The following is a 12,689-nucleotide window of genomic DNA, read 5'->3' as shown; positions in this document are numbered from 1 at the left end:
GAATTCCGCCCGCGCAGGCCGGCAGAACGCTTCGGTGAGGGGCGGCGCCATCGAGGGCGGGTGGCGCAGACTGTCGGCATGGACCGGCTGACCTCCTGGGAGCGCCGCACCAGAGTCGCGCTCATCGCCATCGGCACTGGTTTCTTACTCGGCTGGGCGGTCCCCGTGCTCGCCCTCGGCCTGCCCACCCCCGCTCACGTGGCGCTCTGGCACCTGCAGGTCGTCTGCTGGGCCCTGTTCACCGCCGACTACCTGATCCGCCTCGTTCTGGCCCCGCGCCGCCTGAGCTTCGTGCTCAGGAACGTCCCCGCGCTCCTGGTCGTCCTGCTCCCGCTGCTGCGCCCGCTCTGGCTGCTGCGCGCGCTGCTCCTGGTGCAGGTCGTCGCCGAGCGCGTACGCCTGCCGCTGCGCGTACGCGCCGTCGTGTACGTCGGCGGCACCGCCGTCTTCCTCGGCCTCGTCGGCAGCGTCGCGGTCCTCGACGTCGAACGCGGCGCCCCGGACGCCAACATCGAGACGATCGGCGACGCCCTGTGGTGGTCCCTCGTCACGATGACCACCGTCGGGTACGGCGACCGCTTCCCCGTCACCGGCGAGGGCAGGCTGGTCGCCGCGGGCCTGATGATCGCCGGGATCGCCCTGCTGGGCGTGGTGACCGCGGCCATCGCCTCGTGGTTCGTCGAGCGGTTCGAGCGCACGGCCGCCGCGGACCGCCGTACCGAGGCCGAGCTCGCCCAGGTCACGGCGGAGCTGGTCGAGCTGCGCCGGACGGTGGCCGAGCTGAGCGCCCGTCTGGCGCCCCGATGAGCGGGAGTGCGCGTCTTGGCGCGAAGTCGGTGAGGCTGGGGGGCATGGGGGCCTATGCTGACGCGGCGGGGCCGGACGGCGGATCATGCGGGGGTGAGCCTGTGCACGGCGCGAGGTTGAGGTTTCCTCCGGGATCCCTGGTGATCCTGACGGGGCTCCCCGGCGCGGGCAAGACCACGTTGCTGCGCCGCCTGTACGGCCCCGACGTGGAGCGCCTGCCCATCACCGCCGGCACCACCGTGGTGATCGACTCCTCGCAGGCCCGGCGGCAGTGGGACGACAGGCTCACCTGGGCCCCCTATCGGGTGCGCCGCGTCTTCATCTTCGCCACCCACGTGAAGCACATCCGCCGGGCCCTGGCCGGCGGTCACGCGGTGATCGCCCACCAGCGCGGCTGCGGCAGGCACGTGCTCTACTGGTTCGCCGGGCTGGCGCGCCTGCACGGCGCGAGCCTCCAGCTGCTCCTGCTGGACGCGCCCGCGGACGAGGCGTTGGCCGGGCAGGTGGCGCGCGGCCGAATGGTGCCCGCGCGGACGTTCGACCGCCACCGCCGCCGCTGGGAGAGCCTGCTGGCGCGGGTCAAGAACGGCGACCATGCCCCGGCGGCCGGGGCGCGCGTCATCGACCGGGCCGAGGCGTGCCTGCTGGAGGCCATCGTCTTCGACGACTCCCGCGCCCCCGCCCCGCCGCGGGCGGACTGATTCTCCCCCGCGTGTCGATCCGGGGCCGTCCCGTTCGTCCAGGGGACGACGAAAGGAGAATCCCATGAAGCAGTACGTGCTGACCATCTACCAGCCCGACGGCCCGCCGCCCGGCCCTGAGGTGCTGGAGCCCATCGCCCGCGACCTGGCCGCCCTGGAGGAGGAGCTGAGGGCCGCCGGCGCGTGGGTCTTCTCCGGTGCGCTCCTGCCGCCCGGCCAGGCCGCCGTGGTACGGGTGCGCGGCGGAGACCTGCTGACCGTCGACGGCCCGTACACCGAGGGCAAGGAGCACATCGGCGGCTTCACCGTGATCAGGGCTCCCGACCGGGACGCCGCCCTCGCCTGGGCCGCCAAGCTGGCCAAGGCGGTACGCCTGCTCCCGATCGAGGTGCGCGAGTTCCACGGGTGAGCGCCGGCCGCCGTACGACTTTCGCGGCCGGTCCACTCCGGTGATCGTCATGCCCCGAGGATCTCCCGCCGCGCCTTCGCCCATCACGCCGCGAACGGCATCGGCCGATCGGTTGACACGAGCGTCCGACCCCCGAGGGCGGGGCTACAGGATGGGCAGGTAGCGGCCGAGCTCGAACTCGGTCACCGTGCGGCGGTATTCGTTCCACTCGGCGCGCTTGTTGCGCAGGAAGAAGTCGAAGACGTGCTCGCCCAGCGTCTCGGCGACCAGCTCGCTGCGCTCCATGACCGAGATCGCCTCGTCGAGCGAGCCGGGCAGCGGCTGGATGCCGAGGGCGCGCCGCTCGGCGCTGGTGAGCGTCCAGACGTTGTCCTCCGCGGCGGCGGGCAGCTCGTAGCCCTCCTCGATACCCTTCAGCCCGGCCGCCAGGATCAGCGCGAACGCGAGGTACGGGTTGCACGCCGAGTCGAGCGAGCGGAACTCGATGCGGGTCGAGCCACCCTTGTGCGGCTTGTACATCGGCACCCGGACGAGCGCCGAGCGGTTGTTGTGGCCCCAGCACACGTAGGAGGGGGCCTCTCCGCCCTGGCCCGCGATGGCCTCGGCGCCGCCCCAGAGCCGCTTGTAGGAGTTGACCCACTGGTTGGTGATGGCGGTGATCTCGGCGGCGTGCCGGAGCAGCCCCGCGATGAACGACCGCCCGATCTTGGACAGCCGGAAGTCGGAGCCCGCCTCGTGGAAGGCGTTGCGGTCGCCCTCGAACAGCGACATGTGGGTGTGCATGCCGGAGCCCGGGTGCTCGGTGAACGGCTTGGGCATGAACGAGGCCCAGATGCCCTGCTCCAGCGCGACCTCCTTCATGACCAGGCGGAAGGTCATGATGTTGTCGGCCGTGGTGAGCGCGTCGGCGTAGCGCAGGTCGATCTCCTGCTGCCCGGGGGCGCCCTCGTGGTGGCTGAACTCGACGGAGATGCCCATCGACTCCAGCATCATGATCGCCTGGCGGCGGAAGTCGTGGCCGGCGCTGTGGGGCGTGTGGTCGAAGTAGCCGCCGGAGTCGATCGGCTCGGGCCGCGTGCCCGGCTCGGGACGGTTCTTCAGCAGGAAGAACTCGATCTCCGGGTGGGTGTAGAAGGTGAAGCCCATGTCGGCGCACTTGGCGAGCGTGCGCTTGAGCACCCAGCGCGGGTCGGCGTGGGACGGCGTGCCGTCGGGCATGAGGATGTCGCAGAAGATGCGCGCGGAGCCGGGCGCCTCGCTGCGCCAGGGCAGGATCTGGAACGACGACGGGTCGGGCTTGGCGAGCATGTCGGACTCGTAGACGCGGGCGAAGCCCTCGATGGCCGAGCCGTCGAACCCGATGCCCTCGGCGAAGGCGCCCTCCAGCTCGGCGGGCGCGATGGCGACGGACTTGAGGAAGCCGAGCACGTCAGTGAACCAGAGCCGGATGAACCGGATGTCGCGTTCCTCGAGCGTGCGGAGCACGAACTCCTGCTGGCGGTCCAAGGCATCCCCTCGTGAAGACAGTACAGGTCTCCTATCAGGATGCCGTGTCCGTGTTTCACACAGGTTACGGGGAGTGCCGGTGCGAGCCTCGCTGACAAAGGGCCGCGCCCGACCTACTGTGATCAACGCAGTCAGTCTCGGGGGAGGCATCAGTGGCCATCGACCTGCTCAATCACAAGCTGGATCGGGCATTCGACCACATCGACGCGGGCGGGAACGGCGTCGTGGAGCGGGAGGACCTGCTGGGGCTGGGCGCCCGCATATTGGTGGGATTCGGTGAGTCCCCCACCTCGGTCACCGGGGCTAGCCTCGTGGACGGTTTCGACGGCATCTGGTGTGTCCTGGCGGAGGCGCTGGAGCGCGACGGCGACTCCGGCATCACCCGGTCCGAGTTCCGTACGGCGATGACGCTGGCCTTCGTCGCCGGCGACCGGTACGAGCCGGTGTTCCACCCGGCAACGGTGGCGGTGGCCGAGTTGTGCGACGACGACCGCGACGGCGAGATCGGGCCGAAGGAGTTCCGGACGATGCTGAGCGCCTTCGGTGTGGCCTACGACGATGTGGACGAGGCGTTCGACCGGCTCGACGTGGCCGGGCGGGGGGTGCTCACCGTGGCCGAGCTGGTGGCCGCGTTCTCGGACTACTACCGGAGCGACGACCCCAACGCGGCAGGGAACTGGCTTTTCGGCCCGCTGTGAAGGCCGCGGTCTCGCGGTGAAGCCTTTTTGACGCCCCGGTGAAAGCCCCCCGGCGACGGCCCCGAGTGATGTCCCGAACGACGTCGCGGTGACGGCCCGCTGCGCAGGTCCCGTTCATGAGCCCCTTTGAAACCCCTGTGAGCACACATGACCACCACCACCGTGTTCGCCAGCGTACGCACCACCGTGCGCACCGCGCTGCGTTCCGCTCTGACCTCTGTACTGCCCCTGCCGCGCAGGGGCGCCTCGGCGGCCATGGCGCTGCTGCCGCTGATCGAGCGGGTGCCCGCGATGGCGGCGCCGTGCCGGATGCATCCCGCCGTGTACGCGATCGAGGCCGCGGTCCTCGACTGGGCCAGGCGTACCGGCCTGCGGGCCGATCCGGGGATCGGTTACCACCGGATGGCGGGCCGGGCGTTCGCCGAGTTCGACGCGGCCGCGGCGGCGTTGTTCGCGCAGTGGCTGACCTGGCTGTTCCACCTGGACGACGAGCTGGACGAGCGCTCCGGCCCGCTGGACGTCTTCCACGGCCTGCTCAAGGGCACGGCGCGGCACCCGTTGGAGGCGGCCTTCGCCGACCTGTGGCGGGTGACCAGCGCGCGGATGAGCGACCGGTGGCGGGCCAGGTTCGCGGTGGGGCTGCAGCGGCAGTACGACGCCTGCCGCGCCGAGGCCGACAACCGCGCGACGGGCCGGATGCCGGCCCTGGAGGACTACCCGGCGCTGCGCAGGGGGACGGTCGGCCCGTACCTGTACGACCTGGTCGAGCCGTGCCTGCGGGTGGAGGTGCCGGCCTGGTTCCACGCCTCGGGGCCCTGGCAGGAGCTCGTGAACGCCTGCAGTGACGTCACGGCGTGGTGCAACGACGTGGCCTCGCGCCCGAAGGAGCGCGGCGACGCGCACAACTTCGTCGTCCTCGCGATGCGCCAGCTCGACCTGGGCGAGCGGGAGGCGACCGCCTGGGTGCTCGACCGGATCGCCGAGCGCTGCCAGGACATGCGCCAGGCCGCCCTGCGGCTGCCGCTCGACGATCTCGACCTCAAGACGGCCAGGGACGTCAGCAAGGTCGCCTGCGCCTACCTGGCCGCGCCCCGCGCCCACCTCGACTGGCTCCTGGAGTCGAAGCGCTACGCCTGAGAGCTCAGGACGAGCCGGCGGTGAGCATGTCGCCGGCGAGGGTGCGGCGGTAGAGGACCTGCTTGCCGACCCGCATCCCGACCGCGAGCCCGCCGGCCCGCAGCACGCCGAGGTGCTGGCTGACGGCGCCCGGGGTGAGCGCCATGCGGGCGGCGAGCGCGGAGGTGGTGGCGGGCTCGCCGAGGGCGAGCAGGATCTGCGCCCGGCTCCTGCCGATGAGCGCGGCGAGCGCGCCGGGCGCCGGCGGCGGTCCCTGCTCCCACAACGTCCCGACCGCCTGCACGGGATAGACGAGCATCGACTGGTACGGCGCCGACATCACGGCCACCGACGGCCAGTAGAACGCGCTGGGCACGAGCACGAGCCCGTCGCCGTGCAGGCCGCCCATGAGGCACCAGGGCCGGTCGACCACCAGCCGCTCCCCCGTCCACGTCACTGCGGGGTCGAGCCCGGCGAACAACTGCCGCGCCCCGCCCTGGGCCAGCTCCCGCGAGCGGCGCAGCACGTCGCGTTCCAGCAGCGCGTACACGCGGGGCCAGAACTCCGCGAAGCACGTCTCCCAGTACTCCTCCAGCGCGTCGGCGACCCTGGCCACGCCCGTCGCCGGGTCGGCGAGGAAGCGTTCGATCACGGCCCGGTCGGTGCCGCGCACGATGGCGGCCTCCACGCGGGCCAGCTGCGGGTCGGTGCTCCTGACCCGGTCGAGCTCGGTGGCGAAGTCGGGGATCGGCGTGTCGGGCGGCGGGGTGAGGAAGTCGGCCAGGTAGCCGGACGGCGGGACGAGGCCGAACAGCTCCGACAGGTCGAGCCCGGCCAGCCGGGGCCGGACGGCCTTGAGCCAGGGCAGGTGCATCGACTGCCGGGCGGGCTGCTGCAGGGTGCGCAGGCTGGCGACGAGCTCCCACATCGGGGAGAACGCGAACCGGATACGGGCGACGTCCTCCGGCTTCAGCACCCACGTGATGGACATCGTTTTAGTGTGCGCTAAATCGTTCGCCCCACAAAACTCGACATATCAGGGTTTGGTGCGTGTCGAGCGTATCTGTGGAGAAGCCGTCGTTCCTGCGGGCCCAGATCGGCGGGCTGCCCCGCCCGTTCTGGGCGCTGTGGAGCGGCACGCTGGTGAACCGCCTGGGGACCATGGTCGTCCCCTTCACCGGCGTCTACCTGACCCAGAGCCGCGGCCTGTCGGTGGCCGCGGCGGGCCTGGTCATGGCCGTGTACGGGGCCGGCTCGCTGCTGTCGCAGCTGCTCGCCGGCGTGCTCGCCGACCGGATCGGCCGGCGGGCCACGCTGTCCGGCGGCATGCTGGCCACCGGCGCCGCGATGCTGGCGCTCGGATACAGCGCCTCGCTGCCGGCGATCCTGGCCTCGATGTTCGTGCTGGGCCTGGTGATCGACGTCTACCGGCCCGCCTCCAACGCCCTGGTCGCCGACCTGGTCTCCCCCGCGGAGCGGCCGCGGGCGTACGGGCTGCTGTTCTGGGCGGTCAACCTCGGGTACGCGGTCGGCATGACGGCCGGCGGCTGGCTGGCCGGAGTCGGGTTCGTCTGGTTGTTCTGGATCGACGCGGTGTCGTGCGTGGCGTTCGCCGTGCTCGTGTGGCGGGCGGTACCGGAGACCCGGCCGCGGGCGGAGCGGTCGGCAGGCGGGTTCGGCGCGGTGCTGCGCGACCGGGTGATGCTCGGCTTCACCCTGGTCGTGCTGGGGAACGCGCTGGTCTACTCGCAGACGATGACCACGCTGCCGGTGGCGATGACCAAGGTCGTGAAGCTGTCGTCCGGCGAGTACGGTCTGGCCATGGCGCTGAACGGCGTGCTCATCGTGGTCGCCCAGCCGCTGGTGTCGGCGTGGCTGGGCCGCAGGGACCCCGCGCGGACGCTCGCCCTGGGGATGGCGGTCATGGGAGCCGGGTTCGCCATGACCGCGTTCGTCACCGACGTGCTCGGGCTCGCGGCGACGATCGCGGTGTGGACGGCCGGGGAGATCGTCACGGCGGGCATCGCGGGGGCCATCGTGGCCGCGCTGGCGCCCGCCGAGCTGCGGGGGAGGTACGCGGGGCTGTTCGGGTTCGCCTGGTCGCTGTCGGCGGTGCTGGCGCCGCTGATGGGCGGCGCGCTGCTGGAGATCGGCCCGCGCACGCTGTGGTTCACGATCGGCGGCATCGGCGCCCTCTCGGCGATCGGCATGCTCCTGCTCGGCCCCGCCATCAGACGCCGCTGACCTGCCCACCCGGATCGGCCCACGCGGATCGGGCCACGCGGATCGGGCCACGCGGATCGGCCCGCCCGGATCGGCCCGCCCGCCGACGCGCGTTGCGATGATGTGGATCGCACGTTGGTCGCTGGACCGGGGTGAGCGGGTTCGTGCCGCGTACGAGTCCGGATTTGTCATATCTGGGGCGCCAAGTGCGAAATAGCCGACTTTTCGTCGCTTTGACGATAAAAATCGGGACATACTAGTCTTGTTGCGTGGCACAACTGCGCATCGCCCTGGCACAGACCAACCCGACCGTCGGCGACCTGAGCTCCAACGCGGACAAGCTCGTCGCGTGGACCCGCGACGCCGCCGAACGCGGGGCCCACCTCGCCGTCTTCACGGAGATGTTCCTCACCGGCTATCCGGTGGAGGACCTCGTGCTGCGCACGTCCTTCGTGGACGCCAGCATCCGCATGCTGGAGGAGGTGGCGCGCAGGCTGCACCGCGAAGGGCTCGGCGACCTGCCGGTGGTGGTCGGCTACGTCGACCGCGCCGGTCTCGCGCCCCGCGTGGGCCAGCCCAAGGGCGCCCCGCTCGACGCCGCCGCGCTGCTGCACCGCGGCGAGGTGGTCACCCGGACGGCCAAGCACCACCTGCCGAACTACGGCGTGTTCGACGAGTACCGCTATTTCGTGCGCGGCGACCGGCTGCCGATCTTCCGGCTGCACGGCGTGGACGTCGCCATAGCGGTGTGCGAGGACCTCTGGCAGGAGGGCGGGCCCGTGTCCGTCGTGGGCCGCGCCGGCGCCGGGCTGCTGGTGTCGCCGAACGCCTCGCCGTACGAGAAGGAGAAGGACGACGTACGGCTGGAGCTGTGCGGGCGCAGGGCCCGCGAGGCCGGGTGCGCGCTCGTCTACGTCAACCAGGTCGGCGGGCAGGACGAGCTGGTCTTCGACGGTGACTCGATCGTGGTCGACGGCTCGGGCGAGCTGGTGGCGCGGGCCGCGCAGTTCGAGGAGGAGCTGCTGGTCGTCGACCTCGACGGCCTGCCGGTGTCGGACGCGGAGCCCGGCATGTTCCCGCACGACGCGGGCGACGGCACCACCATCACGGTCGAGCGCCTGGTGCTGTCGTCCGAGCCCGTGGCGCCGTACGAGCCCGTGCCGGCCCGCGTCGCCGAGCAGCTCGACCCGCACGGCGAGGTCTACTCCGCGCTGGTGCTCGCGGTGCGCGACTACGTCGCCAAGAACGGCTTCCAGTCGGTCATCCTGGGCCTGTCGGGCGGCATCGACTCGGCGCTGACCGCCACGATCGCCTCCGACGCCATCGGCCCCTCGCGTGTCAACGTCGCGCTCATGCCCTCCCGCTACTCCTCCGACCACTCGCTGGCCGACGCCGAGGAGCTGGTGCGCCGGCAGGGCATCACGTCGCAGATCGTGCCGATCGCCGACATCGTCAACGCGTACGAGAAGGAGATCGAGCTGTCGGGCCTGGCGGCCGAGAACCTCCAGGCGCGGGTGCGCGGCATGATCCTCATGGGCCTGTCGAACCAGCACGGCCACCTGGTGCTGACCACGGGCAACAAGAGCGAGCTGGCCACCGGCTACTCCACCCTCTACGGCGACTCGGCCGGCGGTTTCGCGCCGATCAAGGACGTGCCGAAGACGATGGTGTGGGAGCTGGCGCGCTGGCGCAACGCCCACACCCGGCCCGGCTTCCTGCTGCAGGCCGAGCGGCCGATCCCGGAGAACTCGATCACCAAGGAACCGAGCGCCGAGCTGCGGCCCGACCAGCGCGACACCGACTCGCTGCCGCCGTACGAGGTGCTCGACCGGCTGCTCGACGACTACGTGGAGAAGGACATGGGCTCGCGGGAGCTCATCGCGGCCGGGCACGACCCCGCGCTGGTGACGCGGGTGATCAGGCTGGTGGACCTGGCCGAGTACAAGCGGCGGCAGTATCCGCCGGGGCCGAAGATCACGCCGAAGAACTTCGGCCGCGACCGCCGCCTGCCCATCACCAACCGCTGGCGCGAGACCACCGCGTAGTCACCCGCTGGTGCGGGCCTTCCGGGCGGGCAGGTCGATGACGGCGATCTCGCCCTTCGACGCGTACACGGCGAGGTCCGGCGACAACGCGCTGTCCACGATCACGGTCATCCGCGCGTGGCCGGTGTGCCGCGGCGGGTCCACGCTGTCCACCCTGGCGTTGTCCGCGAGTACCCGGCCCCGGCGGACGGCCACGTCACCCGGACCGGAGCGAGGGCTGGAGGCCGGAGTGTGCACGATGCGCACCCTCGCTCCGGACTGGAGGCCGTAGGGGAAGCGGCCCGGTTCGAGGTCCAGGCCGACGCGGGCGCTGCCGCTCGCCGGCGGGCTCGCCTCGGCGCGCTGCGCGGTCGTCCCGCCGGAGTCCGCCTGCATCTTCACCACGGCGGTCGTGACCAGGCCGCCCAGAAGGAGCAGGAGCAGGGACGCCGCCAGCATGGGGCGGCGTTCCTCGGTCGTGAGCGGCAGGTACTGGAACGGCGGTTGTTCGTCGGCCTGCGGGCCTGCCGGGTTCTCGGGTTTTCTCCACACGGCTCGCAACAGTGCCGCAATTCGTCGGCCCTCGGGTGCGCCACGGAAGCAGGGGCTCCAGGAATTCCGCAGCTCTGGCGTGATGCGTAACCACTGTGTTACGCTTTCCGGGTGGACGAGACGGCTGGGGCGATCGCCGATCCGGTGCGGCGGGAGATCCTCGTGATGCTCAGGGGCGGGCCGATGTCCGCCGGCGAGATCGCCGGACGTTTCGCGATCAGCAGGCCGGCCGTGAGCCGCCACCTGCGGGTGCTCAGGGAGAGCGGCCTGGTGCGCGCGGAGCTCGCCGGGCGCAGGCGCCTCTACACGCTCGACCCGGGGCCGTTCGCCGAGCTCGCGGGCTGGCTCGCGCAGTTCGCGCGGCCCTCCGGGTGGGAGCACCGCCTCGACGCGCTGGAGACCGAAGTACACCGAACGCGCCGCGAGCGCCGCCGTACCGGCAGCGCCGCCGACGGCAGACAGGAGAGCACGGCATGAGCCCCATCCCCACAGGCCGGTTGTTCCGCGCTGACGACGGGTGCGACCTCGTCCTGACGCGCACGTTCCGCGCGCCCGCCGAAGACGTGTGGGCGAGCATCACCGAGCCGGAGCGCACGGCCCGCTGGTTCGGGCCGTGGGAGGGCGAGGCCGCCCCCGGCCGCACCGTCCGGGTCCAGATGCTCTACGAGGAGACGCAGCCCTGGTACGACCTGCGGATCGACGCCTGCGAACCGCCCCGGCGGCTGGCCGTCTCGTCGCTGGACGAGTTCGGGGCCTGGCATGTCGAGCTGCTGCTGAGCGAGGCCGGCGGCACGACGGAGCTGCGGTTCGTCCACCACCTGGAGACGGCCGACGGGGTCGGCGACATCGGCCCCGGCTGGGAGTACTACCTCGACCTGCTCGCCGCCTCCCGCGACGGCTCCCCCGCGCCGGGCTTCGGCGACTACCACCCGGCGATGAAGGCGTACTACGAGACGCTGACCGGCTGAGATTGTCGGTGGCGGCTGGCACAGTTGGCGCGTGGCTCAACCGCTGAAAGAAATGATCAATGCCGGCTCCGTGTCGGTGCTGGCCGACGGGCTGACGGCGGCCTGGGCGGCGTTCCCGAAGGCCCGGTTCACCGCGCGCGCCCTCGACGGGCTCGACGGGCTGGAGCTCAAGGCGCGGGTCACCCACGTCGCCGGGGTTCTGCACGACGCGTTGCCCCTCCCCTATCCGCAGGCCGCCGAGATCGTGCGCGCGTGCGCGGCGCGGGTGACGCTCGACATGTGGAGCGGCTGGCCGGCCACCGACCACACCGCCGCCCGCGGGCTCGATCACCTGGAGGCGGGGATGGCCACGCTGGCCGCGCTGACCCCGTACGCGACGGGCGAGTTCGCCGTGCGGCCCTTTCTGGAGCGCTACCGCGACGACGCCCTGGCGATCATGTGCGACTGGGCCGCCTCCCCCGACGAGCACCTGCGCCGGCTGGCCTCCGAGGGGTCGCGTCCGCGGCTGCCGTGGGCGGGGCGCGTCGGCTGGCTGATGACCCCGGGGCCGACGCTGCCCCTGCTCGACCGGCTGCGCGACGACCCGAGTCCCTACGTCCGCCGCTCGGTCGCCAACCATGTCAACGACCTGGCGAAAGACCATCCCGAGGTGGCCCTGGCGCTGCTGTCCCGGTGGCGGGCCGAGGGCGGCTCCCACGTGGAGGCGGTGCTACGGCACGCAGTGCGGGGGCTGCTGCGCGCCGGTCATCCTGAGGCGCTGGCGCTGGTGGGCGCCACGCCGGGGAGCGGCGCGGTCGACGTGCTCGCGCTGGAGTCCGACGCCGTGGCCGTCGGCGACCGCCTGGGGTTCACGGTCACGGTGACGGCGGGGGCGCCCGGCCCGGTGCTGCTGAAATACGCCATCCGGCGGCCGGGGTCGCGGCGCGTGTTCCACCTCGGGCAGCGCGAGGCCGGCGGGGCCGGGACGACGTTCACCGTCCGCAAGACCCATTCGTTCCGCCCGGTGACGACGCGGGACGAGCCGCCCGGGCCGCGCGAGCTGGAGGTGATCGTCAACGGCCGGGTGGCGGCCACGACCGCGTTCACCCTGCTCCCGGCCCGGTGATCTGGATCTCGTGGTCCCAGCGGTCGCGGGGCTGGGCGTGCAGACGCCAGTAGTGCTCGGCGATGTCGTCCGGGTCGAACGGCGTGCCGGGCGCGACCGGGCCGTCGACCGTGACGGAGGCCACGTGCACCCCTGCCGGGCCGTACTCCTCGTCCAGCATCGTCACCAGCGTCCGGACGCCGGCCTTGCCGAGGGAGAGGCTGACGTACGCGGCTTTGGGCCGCGGCATGCCGCCGGTGACGAGGAACGTGCCGCCACCCCTGCGGGCCATGGCGGGGGCGACGTGCGCGGCGGTGATCAGCGCCCCCACCACGTTGACCGCCCAGGCGTCGAGCTGCGCCCGCGCGGTCGCCTCGCCGGGCGAGTCCGGGCGGACGACCGCGGCGTTGTAGACCACGGCGTCGGGTGTGCCCAGCTCGCCGGCCGCCGCATCCAGCGCGGCGCGCAACCCGTCCTCGTCGGCGCAGTCGGCCCGGTACGCGAGCGCCCCCTCCACGCCGAGCGTCCCGCCGCCGCGCGAGATCAGCACCACCGGCAGGCCCCCCTTCGCGAACCGCCGGGCGACCGACCTCCCGATCCC

At 72.3% G+C, this 12,689-nt stretch carries 14 protein-coding genes; 10 read left to right on the top strand and 4 right to left on the bottom strand.

From position 1 onward, the window contains the following. The first annotated feature begins 78 nt into the window (after nt 1-78). The 3 genes from E1286_RS41640 to E1286_RS41630 all read left to right on the top strand — a co-directional run bounded on the left by E1286_RS41640 (nt 79) and on the right by E1286_RS41630 (nt 1,917). Complete coding sequence (locus E1286_RS41640) at nt 79-807, top strand: potassium channel family protein (protein WP_132621995.1); 729 nt, start codon at nt 79-81, stop codon at nt 805-807. 140 nt (nt 808-947) lie between these two features. Next, the gene (locus E1286_RS41635) at nt 948-1,508 is read left to right on the top strand and encodes an AAA family ATPase (RefSeq protein WP_246075621.1); all 561 of its coding nucleotides are present in this window, start codon (nt 948-950) and stop codon (nt 1,506-1,508) included. A gap of 64 nt (nt 1,509-1,572) precedes the next feature. After that, complete coding sequence (locus tag E1286_RS41630) at nt 1,573-1,917, top strand: YciI family protein (RefSeq protein ID WP_132621991.1); 345 nt, start codon at nt 1,573-1,575, stop codon at nt 1,915-1,917. Nucleotides 1,918-2,061: 144 nt separating this feature from the next. Here E1286_RS41630 and E1286_RS41625 read toward each other — a convergent pair whose 3' ends face one another. After that, complete coding sequence (locus E1286_RS41625; RefSeq protein ID WP_132621989.1) at nt 2,062-3,423, bottom strand: glutamine synthetase family protein; 1,362 nt, start codon at nt 3,421-3,423, stop codon at nt 2,062-2,064. Between the two features lie 152 nt (nt 3,424-3,575). Between E1286_RS41625 and E1286_RS41620 the strand changes: the two genes are divergently transcribed. Both E1286_RS41620 and E1286_RS41615 read left to right on the top strand, forming a co-directional pair. Further along, nucleotides 3,576-4,121 (top strand): EF-hand domain-containing protein, encoded by a 546-nt coding sequence (locus E1286_RS41620; protein WP_132621987.1) that lies wholly within the window; start codon nt 3,576-3,578, stop codon nt 4,119-4,121. 147 nt (nt 4,122-4,268) lie between these two features. Next, complete coding sequence (locus E1286_RS41615; protein ID WP_187368299.1) at nt 4,269-5,258, top strand: terpene synthase family protein; 990 nt, start codon at nt 4,269-4,271, stop codon at nt 5,256-5,258. 4 nt (nt 5,259-5,262) lie between these two features. Here the strand turns inward: E1286_RS41615 and E1286_RS41610 are convergent, their stop codons facing one another. After that, nucleotides 5,263-6,228 (bottom strand): DUF5937 family protein, encoded by a 966-nt coding sequence (locus E1286_RS41610; RefSeq protein WP_132621985.1) that lies wholly within the window; start codon nt 6,226-6,228, stop codon nt 5,263-5,265. A gap of 59 nt (nt 6,229-6,287) precedes the next feature. On the opposite strand from E1286_RS41610, the gene E1286_RS41605 reads away from it, so the two are divergent. Then, nucleotides 6,288-7,481, top strand: coding sequence for an MDR family MFS transporter (locus E1286_RS41605; RefSeq protein ID WP_132621983.1), 1,194 nt, complete (start codon nt 6,288-6,290; stop codon nt 7,479-7,481). 248 nt (nt 7,482-7,729) lie between these two features. After that, nucleotides 7,730-9,505, top strand: coding sequence for an NAD+ synthase (locus E1286_RS41600; protein ID WP_132621981.1), 1,776 nt, complete (start codon nt 7,730-7,732; stop codon nt 9,503-9,505). Here E1286_RS41600 and E1286_RS41595 read toward each other — a convergent pair whose 3' ends face one another. Continuing rightward, entirely contained in the window at nt 9,506-10,036 is a 531-nt protein-coding gene (locus tag E1286_RS41595; RefSeq protein WP_132621979.1) for a hypothetical protein, read from the bottom strand. Between the two features lie 111 nt (nt 10,037-10,147). On the opposite strand from E1286_RS41595, the gene E1286_RS41590 reads away from it, so the two are divergent. The 3 genes from E1286_RS41590 to E1286_RS41580 are packed head-to-tail and all read left to right on the top strand — an operon-like array spanning nt 10,148 to nt 12,109. Continuing rightward, entirely contained in the window at nt 10,148-10,513 is a 366-nt protein-coding gene (locus E1286_RS41590; protein WP_132621977.1) for a metalloregulator ArsR/SmtB family transcription factor, read from the top strand. Continuing rightward, the gene (locus tag E1286_RS41585) at nt 10,510-11,004 is read left to right on the top strand and encodes an SRPBCC family protein (RefSeq protein WP_132621974.1); all 495 of its coding nucleotides are present in this window, start codon (nt 10,510-10,512) and stop codon (nt 11,002-11,004) included. The genes E1286_RS41590 and E1286_RS41585 overlap by 4 nt, the downstream gene beginning before the upstream one ends. A 31-nt stretch (nt 11,005-11,035) precedes the next feature. Next, nucleotides 11,036-12,109 carry a DNA alkylation repair protein gene (locus E1286_RS41580; RefSeq protein ID WP_132621972.1) on the top strand — a complete coding sequence of 358 codons (1,074 nt, stop codon included), beginning with the start codon at nt 11,036-11,038 and terminating at the stop codon, nt 12,107-12,109. Here E1286_RS41580 and E1286_RS41575 read toward each other — a convergent pair. After that, the coding region (locus E1286_RS41575) for an SDR family NAD(P)-dependent oxidoreductase (RefSeq protein WP_132621970.1) at nt 12,087-12,689 on the bottom strand (603 nt) is incomplete at its 5' end. The genes E1286_RS41580 and E1286_RS41575 overlap by 23 nt on opposite strands.

The sequence above is a fragment of the Nonomuraea terrae genome (assembly GCF_004348995.1).
Classification (GTDB): domain Bacteria; phylum Actinomycetota; class Actinomycetes; order Streptosporangiales; family Streptosporangiaceae; genus Nonomuraea; species Nonomuraea terrae.
This window is presented reverse-complemented; position numbering and strand designations above follow the sequence as displayed.

Coding starts and splice junctions, on each gene's coding strand:
- E1286_RS41640 (WP_132621995.1), top strand. CDS start 79: ATGGACCGGCTGACCTCCTGGGAGCGCCGCACCAGAGTCGCGCTCATC.
- E1286_RS41610 (WP_132621985.1), bottom strand. CDS start 6,228: ATGTCCATCACGTGGGTGCTGAAGCCGGAGGACGTCGCCCGTATCCGG.
- E1286_RS41615 (WP_187368299.1), top strand. CDS start 4,269: ATGACCACCACCACCGTGTTCGCCAGCGTACGCACCACCGTGCGCACC.
- E1286_RS41585 (WP_132621974.1), top strand. CDS start 10,510: ATGAGCCCCATCCCCACAGGCCGGTTGTTCCGCGCTGACGACGGGTGC.
- E1286_RS41630 (WP_132621991.1), top strand. CDS start 1,573: ATGAAGCAGTACGTGCTGACCATCTACCAGCCCGACGGCCCGCCGCCC.